We start from the raw sequence: 18,653 nt of genomic DNA on the forward strand, positions 1-18,653 counted from the left end.
AAGCGTAATTATACCGCCTATTGCTCGCATCGCAAGACCAAGATAGAGAAACTTAAGGCTAGGAACCAACTACAACAACAGGATCTTAACATTCTACATAGTTGTCTTGCGCTGTAGTATTAATGTCTCTGGAAGGACAGGTGGTTTGATGAGAGAAGGTATGTGGACCTGGGTCATAGTCTTGGTCCTTTGTATGATTATTTGGCCTACCAACAGAACAGACGCAGAAACCGCGGTATCCTCGAAGGCTAAGTCTGGATGGCGATTGGTCTTTGAAGATGATTTTGAAGGCGACCAACTGGATCTGTCAAAATGGTCCTATTTACGCGAGGGAAAAAGAAAAGATGGGTATTGGTCGCACAAAGATGCCTTTCTAGATGGTGAGGGACATCTCATTATTCAAGTTAGAGAGCACGAGGGCAAGTATTACTCCGGCGCGATTACAACAAGGGGTAAGTTTGAGCAAGCCTATGGTTATTATGAGATATGTTGCCAGCTGCCAAAGGAAGAAGGTTTCTGGACAGCTTTCTGGCTCATGACCGATGGAGCACATCGGGTGGGTGATGAGGGCAGAGATGGCACTGAGATCGACATCTATGAGTCACCCTTTTCAAAGCAGGATCGGATTCAGCATGCCCTGCACTGGGACGGATATGATGCTGATCATCAGAACGCGGGATATGCGCCCTATATACCGGGTATTTACGAGGGATTCCACACCTTTGCTCTGGAATGGAATGAGGATGAGTACATTTTTTATGTGGATGATCAAATTACTTGGCGAACTTCAGCGGGAGGTGTCTCCCAAGTTCCTTCGTGGGTGCAGATTACTGCTGAAGTCGGCCAGTGGGGCGGAGATATCCGCAAGGCTGATCTTCCCGCGCAACTAGTGGTAGATTACGTTAGGGTTTATGAAAGAATCCACGAGATTGCCATCGAATCACCGGCGAAAGGGACCACAGTTCTTGCCGATGCGCCAATCTCCTTTTCCATTGATCCGACAATTGACATCGCCCAGATAGAAGTTGTCCAGGACAATGTAAAGTTATACAAAGGGGCGAGCATGCCTGAAAATTTGCACCTGGACATAGATTTGGCCGAAGATGATCTAGAACACAGTCTAGTTGTTACGGTTACCGATACTTCAGGTCGTGTCTTTGATCAAGTAACTCGTTTTCGAGTACGGCGTACACAACTAGATCTTCCCCAAGGGGAAACTCCACGGATAAATGGAACCTTCGATGTTATAGGTACCATCGGGCTTCCTTGGGATGAACAGACAAAATCGGTGGAATTGTCCCTACAGCCGATCCGCGCCTTTGAGGATACAGAACCAATTCTGGTTTATCAAGGGACCACCTGGACTGGCTCTTATCCGCTAGATACCTTAGACTTCGATGATGGAGCCTATGACCTGATCTTTTCAGTGACCACCACATCTGGGATCGTCTCCAGGGCAGTTCGACGCATCATTGTGCAGAACTGGGAGACGATCACGGAAGCTTTCCTGTCCCCAGGTGCTTGGTTTGGTGGTGAATTTGATCGATTGAAGACCGTCCAGAGATCCGAAGGTTGGCTCTTTTCTTCCGATGCAGCTGGGAGCTTCTTTGGAGATAACAGCCGGATCGCCTCATGCGGCAAACAGGATGCATATCTTATTTGGCAGCAACCCCGTCTTCATAGGTATGAATTTACCGTCTACGCACAAAGTGAAGAGGTGTATGAACAGATTAAGATCGATGTCTCAGATAACCTAAATTCCTGGCAAAGGCAGGTTTATCATGTGGAAGTTGTGTCTATCTCAGATTGCGGTTGGCGAAAACTGCGTCTTTATGGAAACATCTCCGCTACAGGGGATCCATGCTATATTCGGCTTACCTTAACCGAGGGAACAAGCAGCGACCAGGTTCAGTTAGGTCATGGGGAGATTATCGGTAGGTGCTTTGACTAAATGAGTAGCAAGTCAGGTTAGTACCGGTGGTGGATTAGCCAATTGTAAGGGGTGGTAACCCATGGTTCAAACAAAGAACAAAGGCGTATTAATCACTGTGTTGGTATTTTGTTTTACATTTATGCTGGTCGCAGCCTCCCGGGCGCTTGCACATAGCCCATCCGCGGAAAAACCGGGTTGGAGGCTTACCTTCGAGGATAACTTCGCAGGTAATCAGCTAGATCTCACGAAATGGTCCTATTTGCCCGAACGACCCTGGATGGACGGAAACCGATCAAGCCGAGCAGTTTTCTTGGATGGTCAGGGTCATCTGGTCATTCAGATTAGTGAGCACAATGGTAGCTACTACTTTGGTGCGATTACGACTAGGGGTAAGTTTGAGCAAGCTTACGGATACTACGAAATACGGGCCCAATTACCGCAGGAGGAAGGTCTGTGGGCTGCCTTTTGGTTGATGACCGATGGGGCACATCGGATCGGTGATGGAGGAAGAGACGGTACAGAAATTGATATCCTGGAGTCACCCTTTGCCAAACAAGATCGCATCTCCCATGCTCTCCATTGGGACGGCTATGAGGAGCATCATCAAAGCGCGGGAAAAACCCCTTATATACCGGGTATTTATGATGGTTTTCATATCTTTGCTCTGGAATGGAACGAGGAGGAGTATATCTTTTATGTTGATGGCCAGGAAACCTGGCGAACCTCGGCCGGTGGTATATCTCAAGTTCCTTCTTGGGTGCAGCTTACCGCAACCGTTGGCAAGTGGGCAGGGGATATTCGCAACGCCAAGCTACCGGCTCAGTACATCATAGACTATGTAAGAGTCTATGAGCGAATCCATGAAATAGAGATTAGCTCACCGGCCAACCAAGCTGTTGTTTCTGCACATGAGCCAGTTCGCTTTGAGATTCTTCCAGAGATTGATGTGGAGGAGATCTGTGTCATGCAGAATGAATCGGAGATCTACAGAGGAGCCAAAGTGCCCCAGGATCTACGTTTATGTCTGCCCGTTTTTGATGAACAGGAGGAGCATAGGGTCAAGGTCGTGGTAACCGATACACAAGGAAAGCAGTGGGAGCGTTCTCATCAAGTCCGAGTCAAACGTCTTGCCTTGCAGCTACCCGGCCAAACTTGGGTGCAAGGAAGGCTGGATTTCCAGATCATGTCTGGACTGGACGAGGACGAAAAGATTTGCTCCGTAGAGGTTTTCCTGGATCCGATGCGGGCTTTTGAGGAAACGGAGAGGATCCTATTTTATGAAGGAAGTAAGATTCCCCATCAGCTTTCCCTTGATACACTGACCCTTGATGATGGAGCCTATGATCTTCTAGTTATGATCCGAACTAATCAAGGGATTACTTCCACTGATACCCAGCGAATCGTTGTTTCTAACTGGGAAACCATTGAAGAAACCTTCGAACCCCCAGGGGTATGGTTCGGTGGTAAGTTTGATCGGCTAAAGACAGTAAAACGGTCAAACGGATGGGAATTTGTGGGCGATGAAGCGGAAAGTTTCTTTGGGGATATCCAACGAATTACATCAACCAGTGCGGACAATGAGTATCTCATTTGGGCCTTGCCCCATCTTCATGGCTTCAGCTTTATTGTATATGCCCAAGACACTCAGGTTCACGAGCAGCTCAGGATCGATGTCTCAGGGGATATGCAGAGTTGGTCGGGAATAGATTACAAGGTAGAGATCTTGGATCGTTCTAGTTCCGGTTGGCTGAAATTGAACCTGTATGGAGACATTCCTTCTGCAGGGGATGTGGACCATATTAGAGTCACAGTTTTACCTGGTCCCGGTGCCAACGCCATCCAACTAGGACATGGGACCTTGAAAGGATTAAAGGTGATTGATGATCACTAAGAAAGATACAGGTATGTCAAATAATAAGGAGGAGTCCAAGATGTCACAAAGACAGTTCTGCCGTTTGATTCAAATAGTAACGATTATTGGTCTTATCGCAGTGTTTACCATGGTTAGCTTTGCTGAAAAGACAAAGGTTACTTTTTGGACCATGGGGCCTTTGTATAAACGGATCCTAGAACAGATCATCCCTGAGTTTGAGAAAGAGTTTCCTAATATTGAGCTAGAGATGGTATACGGAACCAATGCCCAAAAGCTGGCTGTTGCTCTGGCAGGTGGTGCAGCACCGGATGTTGTCACCTTACCCACCCGCCAAGCACCTTGGTTTATTGGGAGTGAAGCGGTTCTACCTATAGATTTCTCGGCTTTTGGTGTTCAGGATGCCCAAGAGTTTGCCACCGGTTACTGGCCTGGTATCCTAAATGCAATTAGCTATAAGGGACAAGTCTACTTTGCGCCGGTGGAGATCAACACTGTTGCGACATTCTACAACACCAACATGCTCGCAAGCCACGGTATTGGCACAGTGCCGGAGACTTGGGAGGATTACATTTCCATTGGCCGGAAGCTGACCCTATTGGCAGAGGATGGGAGTTATTCGCAGCTTGGTCTAGGTTTTATGGGGGATCCCGAGTGGTCAGCTTTGTATCTGGTATCCTTTGCCCGCCAAGCCGGGAGTGACTGGATTACCCCTGCAGGGAAGCCCAACTTTAGCGATCCGAAGGTCATTGATGCCCTAGGGGTCTATGACGACATCTTTAGACAACAGGCATCCATTGGTGTGTGGCATCTCAATGCTTTCACCCAAGGACAGGTGGCTTTCTTCTTTGATGGTAGCTATCGTTACTTCTTCCTCAAGAACAATGCCCCGGGTTTGGACTTTGCCACCGCACCCTATCCGGTTTTGGAGGATGGTATACCCGCCACAAGTAGTTGGGCCCAAGGGCTTTATGTAACGTCCCAAAGTGAACATCCGGATCTGGCCTGGCAAGTTGCCGCCTTCTTTACCAATCCCAGGTTTGGTTCAATTTGGTTAAACGAAGGTGGTATCTTACAACCAGTACGAGAACAATGGCTGGCGGACTCGTTGGATCGAGAACCGCGTCTACTACCCTTTGTGACAGGTCTTGACCATGCCTATATGGAGATTGCGCACCCTGAATATACAGACGTGGTGGAACATGTGCACGCAGCAAATCGGGCGATTATCAATGGAGAAAAACCTGTTGCAGCAGCGATGATCCAGCTGGATGAAGCTTTGGCACCAATCCTTGCTCCAAAGGAGTAAAGGGTGACCAAGGTGAAGGACTTGCACCTTCTAAGACGAAATCTATAGATGACTGTAACTCACGGCAATAGAGATGTACTGGGGGCAAGGTGACTGAGTAGAACAGGCCTAGTTCAAACAGAACTGTTTTATAGCCAAAGCCAGATTGGATAGACGCTCAATAGCCGTTGCCCCTATATTTAAAAATGGTAGAGGTCATTAAGGGAGGAGAAGGAATTTGCGTATCCTGTATATCGATATAGACACGCTACGTCCAGATCATCTTGGTTGTTATGGTTACCATCGGAATACATCACCAAACATTGACTCCATCGCCCAAGAGGGGGTCCGTTTCGAGAACGTCTATTGTTCCGATGCACCCTGTTTACCATCACGAGCGGCTTTGTTTACCGGCCGGTTCGGCATCCATTCAGGGGTTGTTGGCCATGGTGGTACTAGCGCTGATCTTCGCCTTGAAGGAGCTAACCGGGGTTTTGCGGATAAACTGAAATTCCAGAGCATGCCTGCATTCTTTAGAAGGTGTGGGATGAGGACCGCTAGCATTAGTCCCTTTGCAGAGCGCCATAGTGCTTGGTGGTTCTATGCTGGGTTTAACGAAATGTACAATACCGGAAAAAGCGGTCATGAATCGGCGGAGGAAATCTCCGCGATCGCCCTTAAGTGGATCGAAGATAATGCCCAAGAGGAAAACTGGTTTTTGCATGTCAACTTCTGGGATCCGCATACCCCATACCGTGCACCTGTGGAGTTCGGCAATCCCTTCGAGAATGATCCCCTGCCGGAATGGTTAACAGAAGAACGACTTGCTGAACATCGTGCCATGGTTTCACCCCATGGTGCCCGGGCACTATGGATGTATGACAACCAAGGGCCAGGGGAATTCCCCCGATATCCCGGTGAACTGAAGGATATGGATGACCTCCGCCGCTTCGTTGATGGGTATGATTGCGGTATTCGGTATGCTGATTTACATGTAGGCCGTCTGTTTGCTGCATTGAGACAAGAAGGTGTCTTCGATGACGTGGTCGTGATCATTAGCTCAGATCATGGTGAGAATATTGGGGAGCTTGGCCTGTACGGTGAACATGCTACTGCCGATGGAATCACAACTCACATTCCATTGATCATTCGTTGGCCCGGTGGACAGAAGGGTCACGTCGATGATGGGCTTCATTATAACCTAGATTTGCTTCCTACCTTAGCTGATCTTTTAGAGCAGGACCCAGCCCCCACGTGGGATGGAAGAAGCTACGCACCGGTGATGTGGGATGGTGCAAAGATATCTCGACCTTTTTTGGTCCTCAGTCAATGTGCCCATGTATGCCAACGGGCAGTACGCTTTGATGATTGGATCTATATCCGTACTTATCATGATGGTTTTCATTTGTTCCCCGATGAGATGTTGTTCAATCTCAAGGATGATCCCCACCAGACAAACAACCTAGCTGAAACCCAAAGAGCTTTGTGTTACCAAGCTGTCCATCACTATCTGCAATGGCATGATGCAATGATGGCTACTTCACCGGATACCAGTGATCCCCTCTGGACCGTCATGAAAGAAGGGGGACCAAGCCATGCAAGGGGGCAGCTGGCTAATTACGCCAAGTTCCTTGAAGCAACCGACCGGGGGCATTTCGTGCCTGAGCTTAGGAAAAGACATCCCCGAGAGTTTCAACCAAAACGGGGCTGGTAAAAGTAACAATGACTAGGAGAATATCTATGCAAAAACAGACTAGACGACCTAACATCATCATTATGTACGCAGATGATCTCGGCTATGGTGATGTTGGATGTTACGGTTCCACCCACATACCGACACCGAATATTGACCGTCTCGCAGGTGGAGGTTTGGTATTTAACCAAGCCTATGCCACTGCGGCCACATGTACACCTTCCCGGTATAGCTTGCTTACAGGGTCCTATCCCTGGCGGAATAAAAAGGCGCATATCCTGCCGGGGGATGCACCCATGATTATTCCTCCCGGTTCACAGACCCTGCCAAAGATGCTGAAGGATGCAGGCTACGCAACCGGTGTTGTGGGCAAATGGCATTTGGGCCTAGGAGCGGGGAACCTAGATTACAACCAAGAGATCAACCCATGTCCTCTGGATGTTGGTTTTGATTACTCTTTCATCATGGCCGCAACAAATGATCGGGTTCCCTGTGTTTATATCGAGGGACGAAGAGTGGTTGGGCTTGATCAGACAGATCCCATTGAAGTCAGCTATGGGCAGCAGAACCCCTTCCCAGACGTTCCTACTGGAAGGGAGCATCCCGAGCTACTGCGCATGAAGCACAGCCACGGACATGATATGAGTATCATAAACGGTATTGGTCGGATTGGGTACATGCGGGGAGGGCGGTCAGCTCTATGGGAGGATGAAGAGATGGCGGAAGTGTTCTTGTGCAAGGCTTCATCCTTCATTACCGAACATCAAGATCGACCGTTCTTCCTGTACTATGCGCTCCATCAGCCCCATGTGCCCCGGGTACCAGGGCCTAGATTTGCAGGCCGTAGCGGCCTTGGCCCAAGGGGAGATGTGATTATGGAGCTGGATTGGTGCGTTGGGCAGATCCTAGATGTCCTAGAACAACAGGGTCTTATGGAGGATACGCTGATCATTTTCACCAGTGACAATGGTCCTGTTCTCGATGATGGTTACCAAGACCAAGCAGTAGAACTTAATACAGATCACCTGCCTACAGGTCCTCTACGGGGCGGCAAGTACAGCATGTATGATGGTGGCACCCGGGTACCCTTCATCCTCACTTGGCAAGGGACCGTCAACCCAGGAAAGTCTCCGGCACTCATCTGTCAGGTGGATCTGCTTGCTACCTTTGCTTCCCTAGTAGGTGAGCTCCTCGAGGATGACGGAGCTTTGGACAGTCTCGATGTGCTTGATGCGATGCTAGGTCGGGATGCCCTTGGACGAAGGGAGCTTATCACCGAGGGTATCGGGACGAAGACAGTGCTTAGGTGCGATGATTGGGTGTTTATCCCACCATACCAAGGGCCCGCAGTTAGCAAGCATACCGGAATAGAGATGGGTAACTCTCCGGAAGCTCAGCTGTACCATTTAGGCGAAGATATGGGCCAAAGGGCTAATCTAGCAGCAAAACATCCGGATATTGCCGAACGCATGTCCACTAGGTTAGCTGAGCTTCTGGCAAGTTCGCGAACCCGTCCTGTATGAAAGGGCTCAAGACAGCCGTCAAGCATGGTTAGCTCGGAAGGTCACCTAAGACGCGCAGCCAAATACAGAGGGTGTGAACCCACTTGTAATCACGTTGATTAAGAACTTCCGGTTTCAGACCAGTAGTCACGGATCTTAGAGGAGGCTAGTTTCATGCAGTTAAAGTATGAGCATCCGGCCCAGGAATGGAATGAAGCACTTCCCCTTGGAAATGGACGGATCGGTGCGATGGTCTATGGTGGTGTCAAAACAGAGACGATTAAGCTGAATGAAGATACTCTTTGGTCCGGCGGACCAAGGGATCATGATAATCCCGAAGCAACAGAGTACTTGCCCGAGGTCAGACGTCTCCTGTTTGAGGGTAGATACGAAGAAGCTAATGAGCTTTGTAAGAAGATGATGGGACCTAATACAGAGAGCTATCTTCCCTTTGGTACCCTAAGACTAGAATTTGCGCATCACGATGAGGCCTCCAATTACCAGCGGACCTTGGATCTTGCTACCGCTGTTGCCGGTGTGGAATATGAGATTGATGGTTGTCAATATACTCGGGAGACTTTCGTTTCCTACCCAGCACAGGTACTTGTCATTCATTTGAAGACCAACAAAAGGGGAAGGCTAAGCTTCAGTGTGACAATGGATAGCCAGTTATCCCATCTGCTACAAATCACTCCCCCGGTACTAGTGTTAAGCGGTAGCGCGCCTGGAAATAACCCAAACTACCACGATTATGACCCGAGGTCCTGTCTGAACGAAGGCGGTATGCTCTTTGCAGCTCACGTTGCCGTTGTAGCAGAAGGATGCCAAATCTGCTGTGATGAACATAGCCTGCGGGTAAACAACGCCACCGAGGCAACGCTATTGGTCAGTCTAGCCACAAGCTTCGCCGGATTTGATTGTCCTCCCGACAAGACAGGAAATGAACCTGGTCCCATTGCAGATCGATACCTGAGCTTAGCCATGGAGAAACCTTTCACACAGCTTTTGCAGGAACACACCCAAGACTACCAGAACCTGTTCAACCGGGTCAGTCTTGACCTTGGCCCAGGGAGGGGGACACACCTGCCCACTGATCAACGTGTCTTAAAGCTCGGAGCGGAAGACCCAGAGCTTGTGGTACTACTTTTCCAGTACGGCCGTTATCTACTCATTAGTAGTTCCCGACCGGGGACCCAGGCTGCGAATTTGCAAGGAATATGGAATGATTCCCTCCGTCCTCCATGGAACAGCAACTATACGATGAATATCAATACGGAAATGAACTACTGGCCGGCAGAAGTCTGCAACCTAGGTGAATGCCACGCACCCTTATTTGACCTTATGGAAGAATTGGCGGTTAAAGGAAGCAGTACCGCCAAGGTTAACTACGGTTGCAGAGGCTGGGTTGCTCACCACAATACGGATCTGTGGCGACAGGCGGCCCCTGTGGGGGACTACGGCAATGAAGACCCGGTATGGGCTACTTGGCCCCTGGCCGCGGCTTGGTTATGTCAGCATCTTTGGGAGCATTATCTCTTTACATTAGATAGGGAGTTTTTGGAGCATCGGGCCTATCCCTTAATGAAAGGGGCCGCCCTGTTTTATCTTGATTGGCTGATCGAAGGTCCCGACGGCTATCTGGTGACAGCTCCCTCCACGTCCCCGGAGCACAAGTTTCTTACAGAGTCAGGACAGGCTGTGGCCGTAAGTATAGCCACCACCATGGATCTATGCCTAATTTGGCAGTTGTTTACCGATTGTATCCAGGCCCAAGAAGTACTGGGGATAGACCCACAGTTACAAGCACAGCTGATCCAGGCGAAGGCAAAACTATATCCCTTACAGGTCAACAAAGAAGGAGAGCTACAAGAGTGGTTCAAGGACTTCCAAAGGCAAGAGCAGCATCACCGGCACCTCTCCCACCTTGCTGGCGTCTACCCAGGCCGGCAAATAACAGAGGAAACACCGGCGCTGTTTCACGCGGCAAAGCTTGCGCTGCTATCCCGAAAAGACGCGGGGACAGGCTGGAGCCTGGCCTGGAAGATCAATCTGTGGGCTCGGTTCAAGGATGGCAATAGGGCCAGGCAACTGATTGGCTTACTACTGTCGGGGGTAGGGCAAAGCCCCGGAGGTAGTGGGGTATACCCCAATCTTTTAGCGTCCCACCCGCCCTTCCAAATTGATGGAAACTTCGGATTCACCGCCGGCGTAGCGGAGATGCTGCTCCAAAGTCATGGGGGTGTACTTTGCTTACTACCCGCCTTGCCCGATTGCTGGTGCCGGGGAACTGTGCGGGGTCTTTTGGCCCGGGGTGCATTTGAAGTGGACATTGCATGGGAAGGGCGACGTCTACAGGCGAGGATCCATTCACTAAGGGGTCAGTCATGTTGCGTAACAGCAAAGATGCCGCTACAATTGGTACCAGGCCAGGATGTCTCAAGCCTACAACAGGAGCAAGGCGCCTTGCGCTTTGATACTGCAGCCGGAGGAGTATATGAGATCGTCTCAGTCTAATCCAACCCCTTTAAAAGTCACCTATCTGCATGTTCATTCTACGGAAATCCGTCGGGGTGGTTTTCTCGTATCGCCGAAAGACAGTGCAAAAGTAACTGAGGCTTGAAAAACCAGTCAATGCTGCTATCTCTGCGACACTGAGATCCGGGTACTCCAAAAGAAGCTCCTTTGCTTTGCTAACTCGGTAGGTTGTCAGGTAGCTTACGGGAGTCACCCCGAACACCGATCGAAACATGCGACACAAATGCTGCGTGGTGACACCACATTGCTCTGCTAGGTCGGCAACGGAGATTGGTCGACAGTAGTACTGTCCAATAAACCTCAGGGCTGGCATAAGCTTCTTTCTTTGTTGGGTTGTATGTTCATCCCGAAAGGTTTGCCATCCCAAGTCGATTAAAAAGGCATACAGCAAACTGGAAAGAATAGCACTAGCGTAATCCGAGTGTCCGGGGGATATCGTAAGCAGATCAGTGATTCTGCTATTGATGTATGGTAGATCAACCAAATCGATAAAGCCCGGTGACATGCCCCAGGCCTCGAGGAATTGATTTAGGTTTTTGCCATCAAAGGTGACCCACATTACTTCCCAAGGATCCTCTTCGGGCCAGTATTGGCAAGGCATCTTAGGATACATCAGAAAACCCTTCCCCGCTGAGAGAATTCGGCTTTCTCCCTGGAATTCGACGATACCAGCGCCGGATACGGTATGCAGCCAATGATAGTGGGGGGAACCGTTGGGATACTTCATTGGCGGTTGATAGGTGTGGCCTACAGTACAGAGATAGACAGGTAGATGCTTATCCCTAGGTGTAACGGTCAAGACCTGCGTGCGCATGTCAGATTTCCTCCTATGTTCGAATCTCTAAAATGTGTTCGTTTATTGTTGTTGAACGCCTTTGTAATACTTAGTATACTAGATGTACGGGATGTTATCAAAGTGAAAATAAGGAGGTGAAAGAATGTTAAGACTATCCGTATGTGTCGAAATGTTGTTTCGGGAATGTAAGTTTCTCGAAAGGATTAGTAAAGTTGCAGAACTTGGTATCCCTGGGTTTGAATTCTGGGGGATTGCAGACAAGGATCTGGCAGGGATTGCGAAACTAAGGGATGAGCTAGACTTAACCTTGGTGGGCATGGTGGGTACCTCACAGCCTTTGACGGATCCTAACAATATGGATGCAGCTATTGTAGAACTAAAACAAAACATAGCCATAGCCCAGGATATCCGTTGTCAGAGCTTGATTGTCACCTCTGGCCCCCAGCAACCTAACGTGGAACCACAGGTGCAACATGATACTATCGTTGACATTCTTAAAGCTGTTGCACCAAGTGCAGAAACAGCTAACATTACCATCGTGCTAGAACCACTAAACACAATAGTCAACCATCCAGGAACCTACCTTAGTTCGTCCTTCGAAGGGTACGACATTATTCGCGAAGTGGGCAGTTCAAAGGTTAAACTTCTCTTTGATATCTACCACCAACAGATTACCGAGGGTAATATCATCGCGAATATCACAGAACACATGGAATTAATCGGGCACTTCCATCTGGCTGATGTACCGGGACGTCGGGAACCGGGTACTGGAGAGCTAAATTACGCCAACATCTTTAAGGCCATCGCTGACAGTGATTACCAAGGTTATGTTGGCTGTGAGTTTAGTCCCTCGGGCACAAGTGTACAAGCCTTAGAGTATATCAAGACACTTCTGTAGAAAAGGGAGAGGATCATATGAGTGATTATAAACTACGGGCCGGTGTTGTTGGAGTAGGTAACATTGGTCAATCTGCCCACCTTCCCGCCTATAGCAAAAACCCCGATACACAGCTTGTTGCTATTTGCGATATTGACGAGAAACGCTTGGCGATGATCGGGGAACGGTATGGCATTAGCAAAGAACATCAGTATACCGACTATCGAAAGATGTATGCAACGGAGAATCTGGATGTTGTAAGCATCGGTACACCCACGTATCTTCACTATGCGCAAACCATGGACGCACTAGATGCCAAGATCCATGTTATGTGCGAGAAGCCGATGGCCATGAATGTACAAGAGACTGTAGAAATGGTAAGAAAAGCTGAAGCGGCTGGGCTAGTGCTGAGTATTGGGTTTAATAATCGGTTTCGTCTTGATTCGTCTACATTAAAATCATATATAGACAACGGACTATTCGGCGATATCTATTACGCCAAGGCCGGTTGGCTCCGCCGCCGGGGAAATCCCCATGGTTGGTTCACCAAGAAGGAACTCTCCGGTGGAGGTCCTTTGATCGACTGTGGGGTTCACTCTTTGGATCTGGCCCATTGGTTAATGGGACAGCCCCAGCCTGTCTCTGTTTTAGCATCAACCTACTGTAAATTCGGTGATTACCACGTGGAAGGGATCGGACAATACTGGGCTATGAGTGGTAATGAAGAGGGAGTCTTCGATACCGAAGACCTAGCCGCAGCAATGATCAAATTCGATAACGGTGCCACAATGATGTTCGATGTCAGCTGGGCCCTAAATGGTAGGGACACAGGAATTTACGTGCAAGTGTATGGTGATCAAGCTGGAGCCAACCTTAGTCCCTTTGAAATATATGGCCAGTTGGGCAACAACCTTGTAGACATGCAACCAATGCTAAATCTATCTGTTAATGCCCAGGAAGCGAAAGTCGCCAATTTCGTTGACGCCATTAAGGGTGAGGCTAAGCTTCTTTGCGCAGGACGAGAGGCAATCGTAATCGCTCAGATTATCGATGCAATTTACGAATCTGGTGAAACTGGAAAAGCGGTTACGGTTGAGAAAATAGAACTGTAAACGGATCGCAAAGCGCAGCCCTAGAAGGCTGCGCTTTCTCCTTAAGCTAGCAAGCGCAAGGAAATACGACCACGTTCCCTGTCAACTGATAGTACTTCCACTTTTACAGGTTCGCCCACTGTAACCACGGTGTTGGGATCTTTTACGTATTCGGTGGAAAGCTTGGAAATATGGATGAGTCCATCTGTCTCCACCCCAATATCCACGAAAGCCCCAAAGTCGACAACGTTAGTAATGCTTCCTGAAAGCTGCATACCTGGCTGTAAATCGGACATTTGGAGCACATCTTGGCGGAAGATGGGACCAGGAATTTCACTTCGCGGATCCCTTCCGGGTGTGCATAGTGCTTCAATAATGTCGATGATGGTTGGCTCCCCCGCACCAGTCTGCTGACTAAGTTGGGCCGGATCCAGCTGGGAAAGGCGTTTAGCAGTATCAATGCGTTGGTTTTTGTTAACTAAGCTAACTTCACTGCTTTGGGCCAGTTCCAGGATACGCCGTGCCAGGGCATAGGATTCCGGGTGTACAGGAGTATTATCTAGAAGCGTTTGTCCTTGGGTAATCCGCAAAAACCCCGCACATTGCTCGAAGGTTTTTGGGCCCAGACGGGGAACGTCCAAAAGCTCTTGGCGGGAGTAGAAGGGTCCTTGCGTGTTTCGGTACTCCACAATGTTGGCGGCAAGGGTAGGACCGATCCCGGCTACATACTGCAGCAGTTGTGAACTAGCCGTATTTAGATCCACGCCAACGTTGTTCACGCAGGACTCGACGGTTCGCTCTAAGGCTTCCGTTAATTCTTTCTGATTGACATCATGTTGATACATCCCTACACCTAGGGACTTGGGTTCGATCTTTACTAGCTCCGCCAAGGGGTCCTGGAGCCGTCGCGCAATAGAAACAGCCCCCCTTAATGAGACATCCATTTCTGGAAACTCCTGCCTGGCCACCGCCGATGCTGAATAAACCGAGGCTCCTGCTTCGCTGACGATGGTAAAGGAAATATCAAGTCCCGTTTGCTTATTGAACCGGGCGATGAAATCCTCGGTTTCGCGCGAGGCAGTGCCATTGCCTATGGCGATTACATTAACCCCGTGTTGCCCAATCAGCCTATGCAGGATGTCCATGCTTTCCTTTTCAGCTTGTTGGGGTGGATGGGGATAAATGGCTGCAGTGGCCAAGACCTGACCGGTGGGATCAACCACAGCTACTTTGCATCCAGTACGAAATCCCGGATCAATAGCTAGGACAGTCTTTCCTTGCACTGGGGCTTGCATCAGCAAGGCTTTGAGATTCTGGCGGAAGACTCCAATAGCATGTTCCTCTGCCTTCTCCGTTAACATATTGCGGATCTCGCGAAAAACCGATGGTAAGAGAAGGTTCTTCACAGCGTAATCGATGATATTCTCTAACCACTGTGCACATGGAGAACAGGGTTGTATGATCTGCTGTTGGATTAACCTCGCAATTGCATCAATGGGAGGGTCGATCCGTATGGTTAGTTTCTCGTCTTGTTCACCGCGGTTTAGGGCTAGGATCCGATGAGGCGGAATCCGACGAATCGGTTCAGCAAAATCATGGTATGTATTGTATACGGTATCTGTCTGCGGATCCTCTAGGTTACAGGCTGATGTGATCATTCCCCGATTATATGTAAGTTCCCGGACTTTGGGGCGAAGCTGGGCATCATGGTTGATCAGATCAGCCACAATATAGCCTGCCTGTTCCAAGGCTTCCTCGACTGTGCAATCGTTCTTTTTGGCAAAGGGCTTTGCCAGTTCACTAGGACTTTGCTGTTGTTCAAGTAACAGTTCAGCCAAGGGTCCAAACCCAAGCTCCCGTGCTTTCTCCGCTTTAGTGCTGCGTTGTTTGCGGAAAGGTCTATAGATATCCTCTAGTTCTCTTTGGGTGGAAGCTGCTTCAATTTGTTCAGCAAGTTCATTGGTCAGTTTCTCTTGTTCCACCAGTGCATCAATAATCTGCTGCCTGCGTTTGGCTAGGTTTGTAAAGTACGTGTAAGCATCTGCAATAGCGTGAATCTGCAGATCATCAAGACCGCCTGTTGCTTCTTTGCGGTATCTAGCAATAAAGGGAACTGTGTTCCCTTCTAGGATCAATTGCACGGTGGGTGCTACCTTAGAACGATCAATACCAGTATGCCTGGCAATTCTACTTACGAGATCCGGCACATTAATACCCCCAACCAGGTTAATAACGCCATTATACCATACGTGGGTGATGCTCTCCTGTTGTTGTTGCTCCATAACAGATTGTCAGGGATCTACAGGCTCTAATAGCAGAAGTTGTTAGGCGTCGGATACGCATTAAGGGTTCCCCCTTCGGTAAGGATATACAGTAGATAACACCTAAGGGGGGAAAACCTTGCCAAAGATCAACGAGATAGAGCTGCAGTCCATTAGGCACCTAATTGGCGATGCGCTCACCGGAGCAAAGAAACTATCCTTCTATGCAGAGCAATGTGAAGATCCGCGTCTTAAGAACATGTTCCAGTCTGGCGCGAAGGGCTCACAGCAAATGGCTGACAAACTAATGGGATTCCTAAGCTGAAAGGAGATAAGGAACGATGTTAAGCGATAAGGATATGGCCTTAGACTATCTGGAAATGTGTAAGACTGGCACGAGTGAGGCGCTCAAGGCTGCCCTAGAGTGTTCCAACCAGAACCTACGAGGTACGTTGATGAGTTACGTAACCCAAGGTGAGAAGGACTCCCTTGAACTGAGCAAACTAGCATCAACGAACAACTGGTATCTGGAAGCAGGACCAGCTGATTCCCAGGAAATCCAACGTATTAGTGGATTCTACACTTCGGCAGCAACGCCGATGGGATTTACAGTACGCTAGGTCTCGGGGGCGTTGATTTGCCCCCCAGGAATCAACGAAAGTCGCATGATAAGCATTCTTGCTTAAGTGACTTTACTCAATGCTGTTAGGAAGCACATTAAATGAGACGGTTGACGCGTACATTATTTGAGACTGAGCTATAGATATTCGAAGGGATGTCTTAGAGTTTTATCAGTATGAATGGAACAATATCGTTAGTGAGAGCTTGTTATTATGGTTAGAGGTAGAGTACTATTGTGTTTGTCAGGTTTTCTAGGGCATGACACGGGGGAATGAAGGTCATTCCCCCGACGAATACCGTATCCCTCAGTTGCCTGTTTGACGGTATCTGTGTTGTTCTACGTGAGTTCATGCTGATAGGCGTAACTGAGCGAACCGAGTGGTGACCCTTCTTGGAATGCTCGGGTGAAGGGGAACACCTTCGTGCTCTAGCTTGAACTAAGCGTCTCCGGCCCGAAGTGGCGGAGGAAACCAGCGGAAGGCCACTTCCTAGTTCCTTTCCATCCACTCCTTATCCGGCCACGGTCCATTGGGTCAAATCGATCCCTTCAAGGAACTGAAAAACCCAAGAAGCTTGCCCCGTCGGAAAGCTTAATGGGGAACCGCTACCGAGGTGGAGATGATTCACCCCTTAGAAGCTGTCCTGACATTGGCGTTGGCGCTAAGGAACGAGTACTTAAGGTCGTCTATGAGTCATTATTCTGAAGCTGGCGACGGGCCAGCATCTGTGCGGCCATTGTCTATGCCATAGTCCTTAGATATGGCCAGGAGTTGTGTAGGAAAAACCAGATACTATGGTAGTCTGGGCAGCTCCATGGGCTGTGGCACTGAAGCAGAAAATGGACGATACCCCTCATTCAGCGGAAAACAGGTCACAATTGAATAACAGAATTCCTTCACACATCACAAACGTATAAGTAGCCAATGGAAACTTCTGTTATATTTAGAAGCACAGACAACACTGAGTTTGTGTCTCTGCAGCCAAGCTTTCCTAATCATCTATGAGACTAACTAGGTAAAGTGAGCTACGGATGTAACCGGACTAGTATTGCCGAATAGCCTGGCCGAAGGACCAATTATATGTTCAGGCAGTCACTATGATCTCTTGTAGACGGAATAGCCCTTTATCCATTGGGAAAGAACGACTTTTCCCTAGCATTAGTTGATTTAAAGGATACCGGATTCATATACGCGATTTAGACATTGAGGGAGTTGTTGGTGCCAACCGGGTTATGTTTCATAGGAGACTTCATAGAAACCATCGGCACCCCTGCTTACTTTCCTTAAGACGGTGGTCCATCGGATGGGACGAAGTCAGTTACTATGGAGCATGGGTTATCCTTCCTCTTGAGGAAGACGGATGTTGAGTGTCTATATGCACGATATGTCTTTGTTCAGACCACTTACTGTACCGATAGCAGGGAGTAGTAACTACTGATCGGCTAAGCTGAATCACATTCTACTGTAGAGCGCATGAAAAACTATGAGAGTTATAGAGGAGGTTACTAGCAGTGGGTGCATATAAGTTGCAGCCTTTATCCATTAAAAACGTGACCATACACTCCAACTTCTGGTCTAAGCGAATAGCAGTCAATCAAGATGTCACATTGCCGAGCATATACGATAAATGTGAGCAAACAGGCCGAATTGATGCCTTTGATCTAAATCCCAATGCCAAAGCGCAACCTGTTCTCTATTGGGACTCTGATGTTGCCAAATGGCTTGAAGCCGCATGCTATTCGTTAATAGGCAATGATGATCCGGAGCTAAACTATGTGGTGGAAAGGTTGATCACAAGGATATCTTCCGCCCAACAGCCCGATGGTTACTTGAACACTTTCATTACCTTGGAAAAACCGGACTTACGTTGGAAGAATTTAGGGGTATGGCATGAACTGTACTGTGCAGGACATCTAATCGAAGCCGCCATAGCCCATTACGAAGCGACAGGCAAAGAACATTTCCTAGCCGTAATGCGAAGATACGCTGACTACATAGTGTCAGTTTTTGGAACCGGAAAGAGGGACGGCTATCCAGGACATCAGGAAATTGAGTTGGCATTAGTACTACAGCGCAAGACAACTATGTAGAATGTTAAGATCCTGTTGTTGTAGTTGGTTCCTAGCCTTAAGTTTCTCTATCTTGGTCTTGCGATGCGAGCAATAGGCGGTATAATTACGCTTCAGA

At 48.7% G+C, this 18,653-nt stretch carries 13 protein-coding genes; 11 read left to right on the plus strand and 2 right to left on the minus strand.

The genetic code is table 11. The features are described from left to right. The first annotated feature begins 148 nt into the window (after positions 1–148). The 6 genes from M0Q40_10680 to M0Q40_10705 all read left to right on the plus strand — a co-directional run bounded on the left by M0Q40_10680 (position 149) and on the right by M0Q40_10705 (position 10,800). Positions 149–1,951 (plus strand): glycoside hydrolase family 16 protein, encoded by a 1,803-nt coding sequence (locus M0Q40_10680; GenBank protein MCK9223061.1) that lies wholly within the window; start codon positions 149–151, stop codon positions 1,949–1,951. Positions 1,952–2,012: 61 nt separating this feature from the next. Further along, positions 2,013–3,824: a glycoside hydrolase family 16 protein gene (locus tag M0Q40_10685; protein MCK9223062.1), complete on the plus strand. Its 1,812-nt coding sequence runs from the start codon at positions 2,013–2,015 to the stop codon at positions 3,822–3,824. 40 nt (positions 3,825–3,864) lie between these two features. Next, positions 3,865–5,112 (plus strand): sugar ABC transporter substrate-binding protein, encoded by a 1,248-nt coding sequence (locus tag M0Q40_10690; GenBank protein ID MCK9223063.1) that lies wholly within the window; start codon positions 3,865–3,867, stop codon positions 5,110–5,112. A 217-nt stretch (positions 5,113–5,329) separates the two neighbouring features. After that, positions 5,330–6,805, plus strand: a complete 1,476-nt coding sequence (locus M0Q40_10695) for a sulfatase-like hydrolase/transferase (protein ID MCK9223064.1) — start codon at positions 5,330–5,332, stop codon at positions 6,803–6,805. A 26-nt stretch (positions 6,806–6,831) separates the two neighbouring features. Next, positions 6,832–8,307 carry an arylsulfatase gene (locus M0Q40_10700; GenBank protein ID MCK9223065.1) on the plus strand — a complete coding sequence of 492 codons (1,476 nt, stop codon included), beginning with the start codon at positions 6,832–6,834 and terminating at the stop codon, positions 8,305–8,307. 153 nt (positions 8,308–8,460) lie between these two features. Next, positions 8,461–10,800 carry a glycoside hydrolase family 95 protein gene (locus M0Q40_10705; protein MCK9223066.1) on the plus strand — a complete coding sequence of 780 codons (2,340 nt, stop codon included), beginning with the start codon at positions 8,461–8,463 and terminating at the stop codon, positions 10,798–10,800. 10 nt (positions 10,801–10,810) lie between these two features. Here M0Q40_10705 and M0Q40_10710 read toward each other — a convergent pair whose 3' ends face one another. Then, positions 10,811–11,635 carry an AraC family transcriptional regulator gene (locus M0Q40_10710; protein ID MCK9223067.1) on the minus strand — a complete coding sequence of 275 codons (825 nt, stop codon included), beginning with the start codon at positions 11,633–11,635 and terminating at the stop codon, positions 10,811–10,813. A 124-nt stretch (positions 11,636–11,759) separates the two neighbouring features. Between M0Q40_10710 and M0Q40_10715 the strand changes: the two genes are divergently transcribed. Continuing rightward, entirely contained in the window at positions 11,760–12,515 is a 756-nt protein-coding gene (locus M0Q40_10715) for a TIM barrel protein (GenBank protein MCK9223068.1), read from the plus strand. A 17-nt stretch (positions 12,516–12,532) separates the two neighbouring features. Beyond that, positions 12,533–13,606 carry a Gfo/Idh/MocA family oxidoreductase gene (locus M0Q40_10720; protein MCK9223069.1) on the plus strand — a complete coding sequence of 358 codons (1,074 nt, stop codon included), beginning with the start codon at positions 12,533–12,535 and terminating at the stop codon, positions 13,604–13,606. A 41-nt stretch (positions 13,607–13,647) separates the two neighbouring features. Here M0Q40_10720 and M0Q40_10725 read toward each other — a convergent pair whose 3' ends face one another. Beyond that, complete coding sequence (locus M0Q40_10725; GenBank protein MCK9223070.1) at positions 13,648–15,792, minus strand: RNA-binding transcriptional accessory protein; 2,145 nt, start codon at positions 15,790–15,792, stop codon at positions 13,648–13,650. 193 nt (positions 15,793–15,985) lie between these two features. Here M0Q40_10725 and M0Q40_10730 point away from each other — a divergent pair, with 193 nt between their 5' ends. The 3 genes from M0Q40_10730 to M0Q40_10740 all read left to right on the plus strand — a co-directional run bounded on the left by M0Q40_10730 (position 15,986) and on the right by M0Q40_10740 (position 18,556). Then, the gene (locus M0Q40_10730; protein MCK9223071.1) at positions 15,986–16,171 is read left to right on the plus strand and encodes a hypothetical protein; all 186 of its coding nucleotides are present in this window, start codon (positions 15,986–15,988) and stop codon (positions 16,169–16,171) included. A gap of 16 nt (positions 16,172–16,187) precedes the next feature. Continuing rightward, a complete protein-coding gene (locus M0Q40_10735; GenBank protein ID MCK9223072.1) occupies positions 16,188–16,466 on the plus strand; it encodes a spore coat protein in 279 nt (92 codons plus the stop codon). Between the two features lie 1,511 nt (positions 16,467–17,977). Continuing rightward, positions 17,978–18,556 (plus strand): glycoside hydrolase family 127 protein, encoded by a 579-nt coding sequence (locus M0Q40_10740; GenBank protein MCK9223073.1) that lies wholly within the window; start codon positions 17,978–17,980, stop codon positions 18,554–18,556. Positions 18,557–18,653 lie beyond the last annotated feature (97 nt).

This window comes from Limnochordia bacterium (genome assembly GCA_023230925.1).
Classification (GTDB): Bacteria; Bacillota; Limnochordia; order DUMW01; family DUMW01; genus JALNWK01.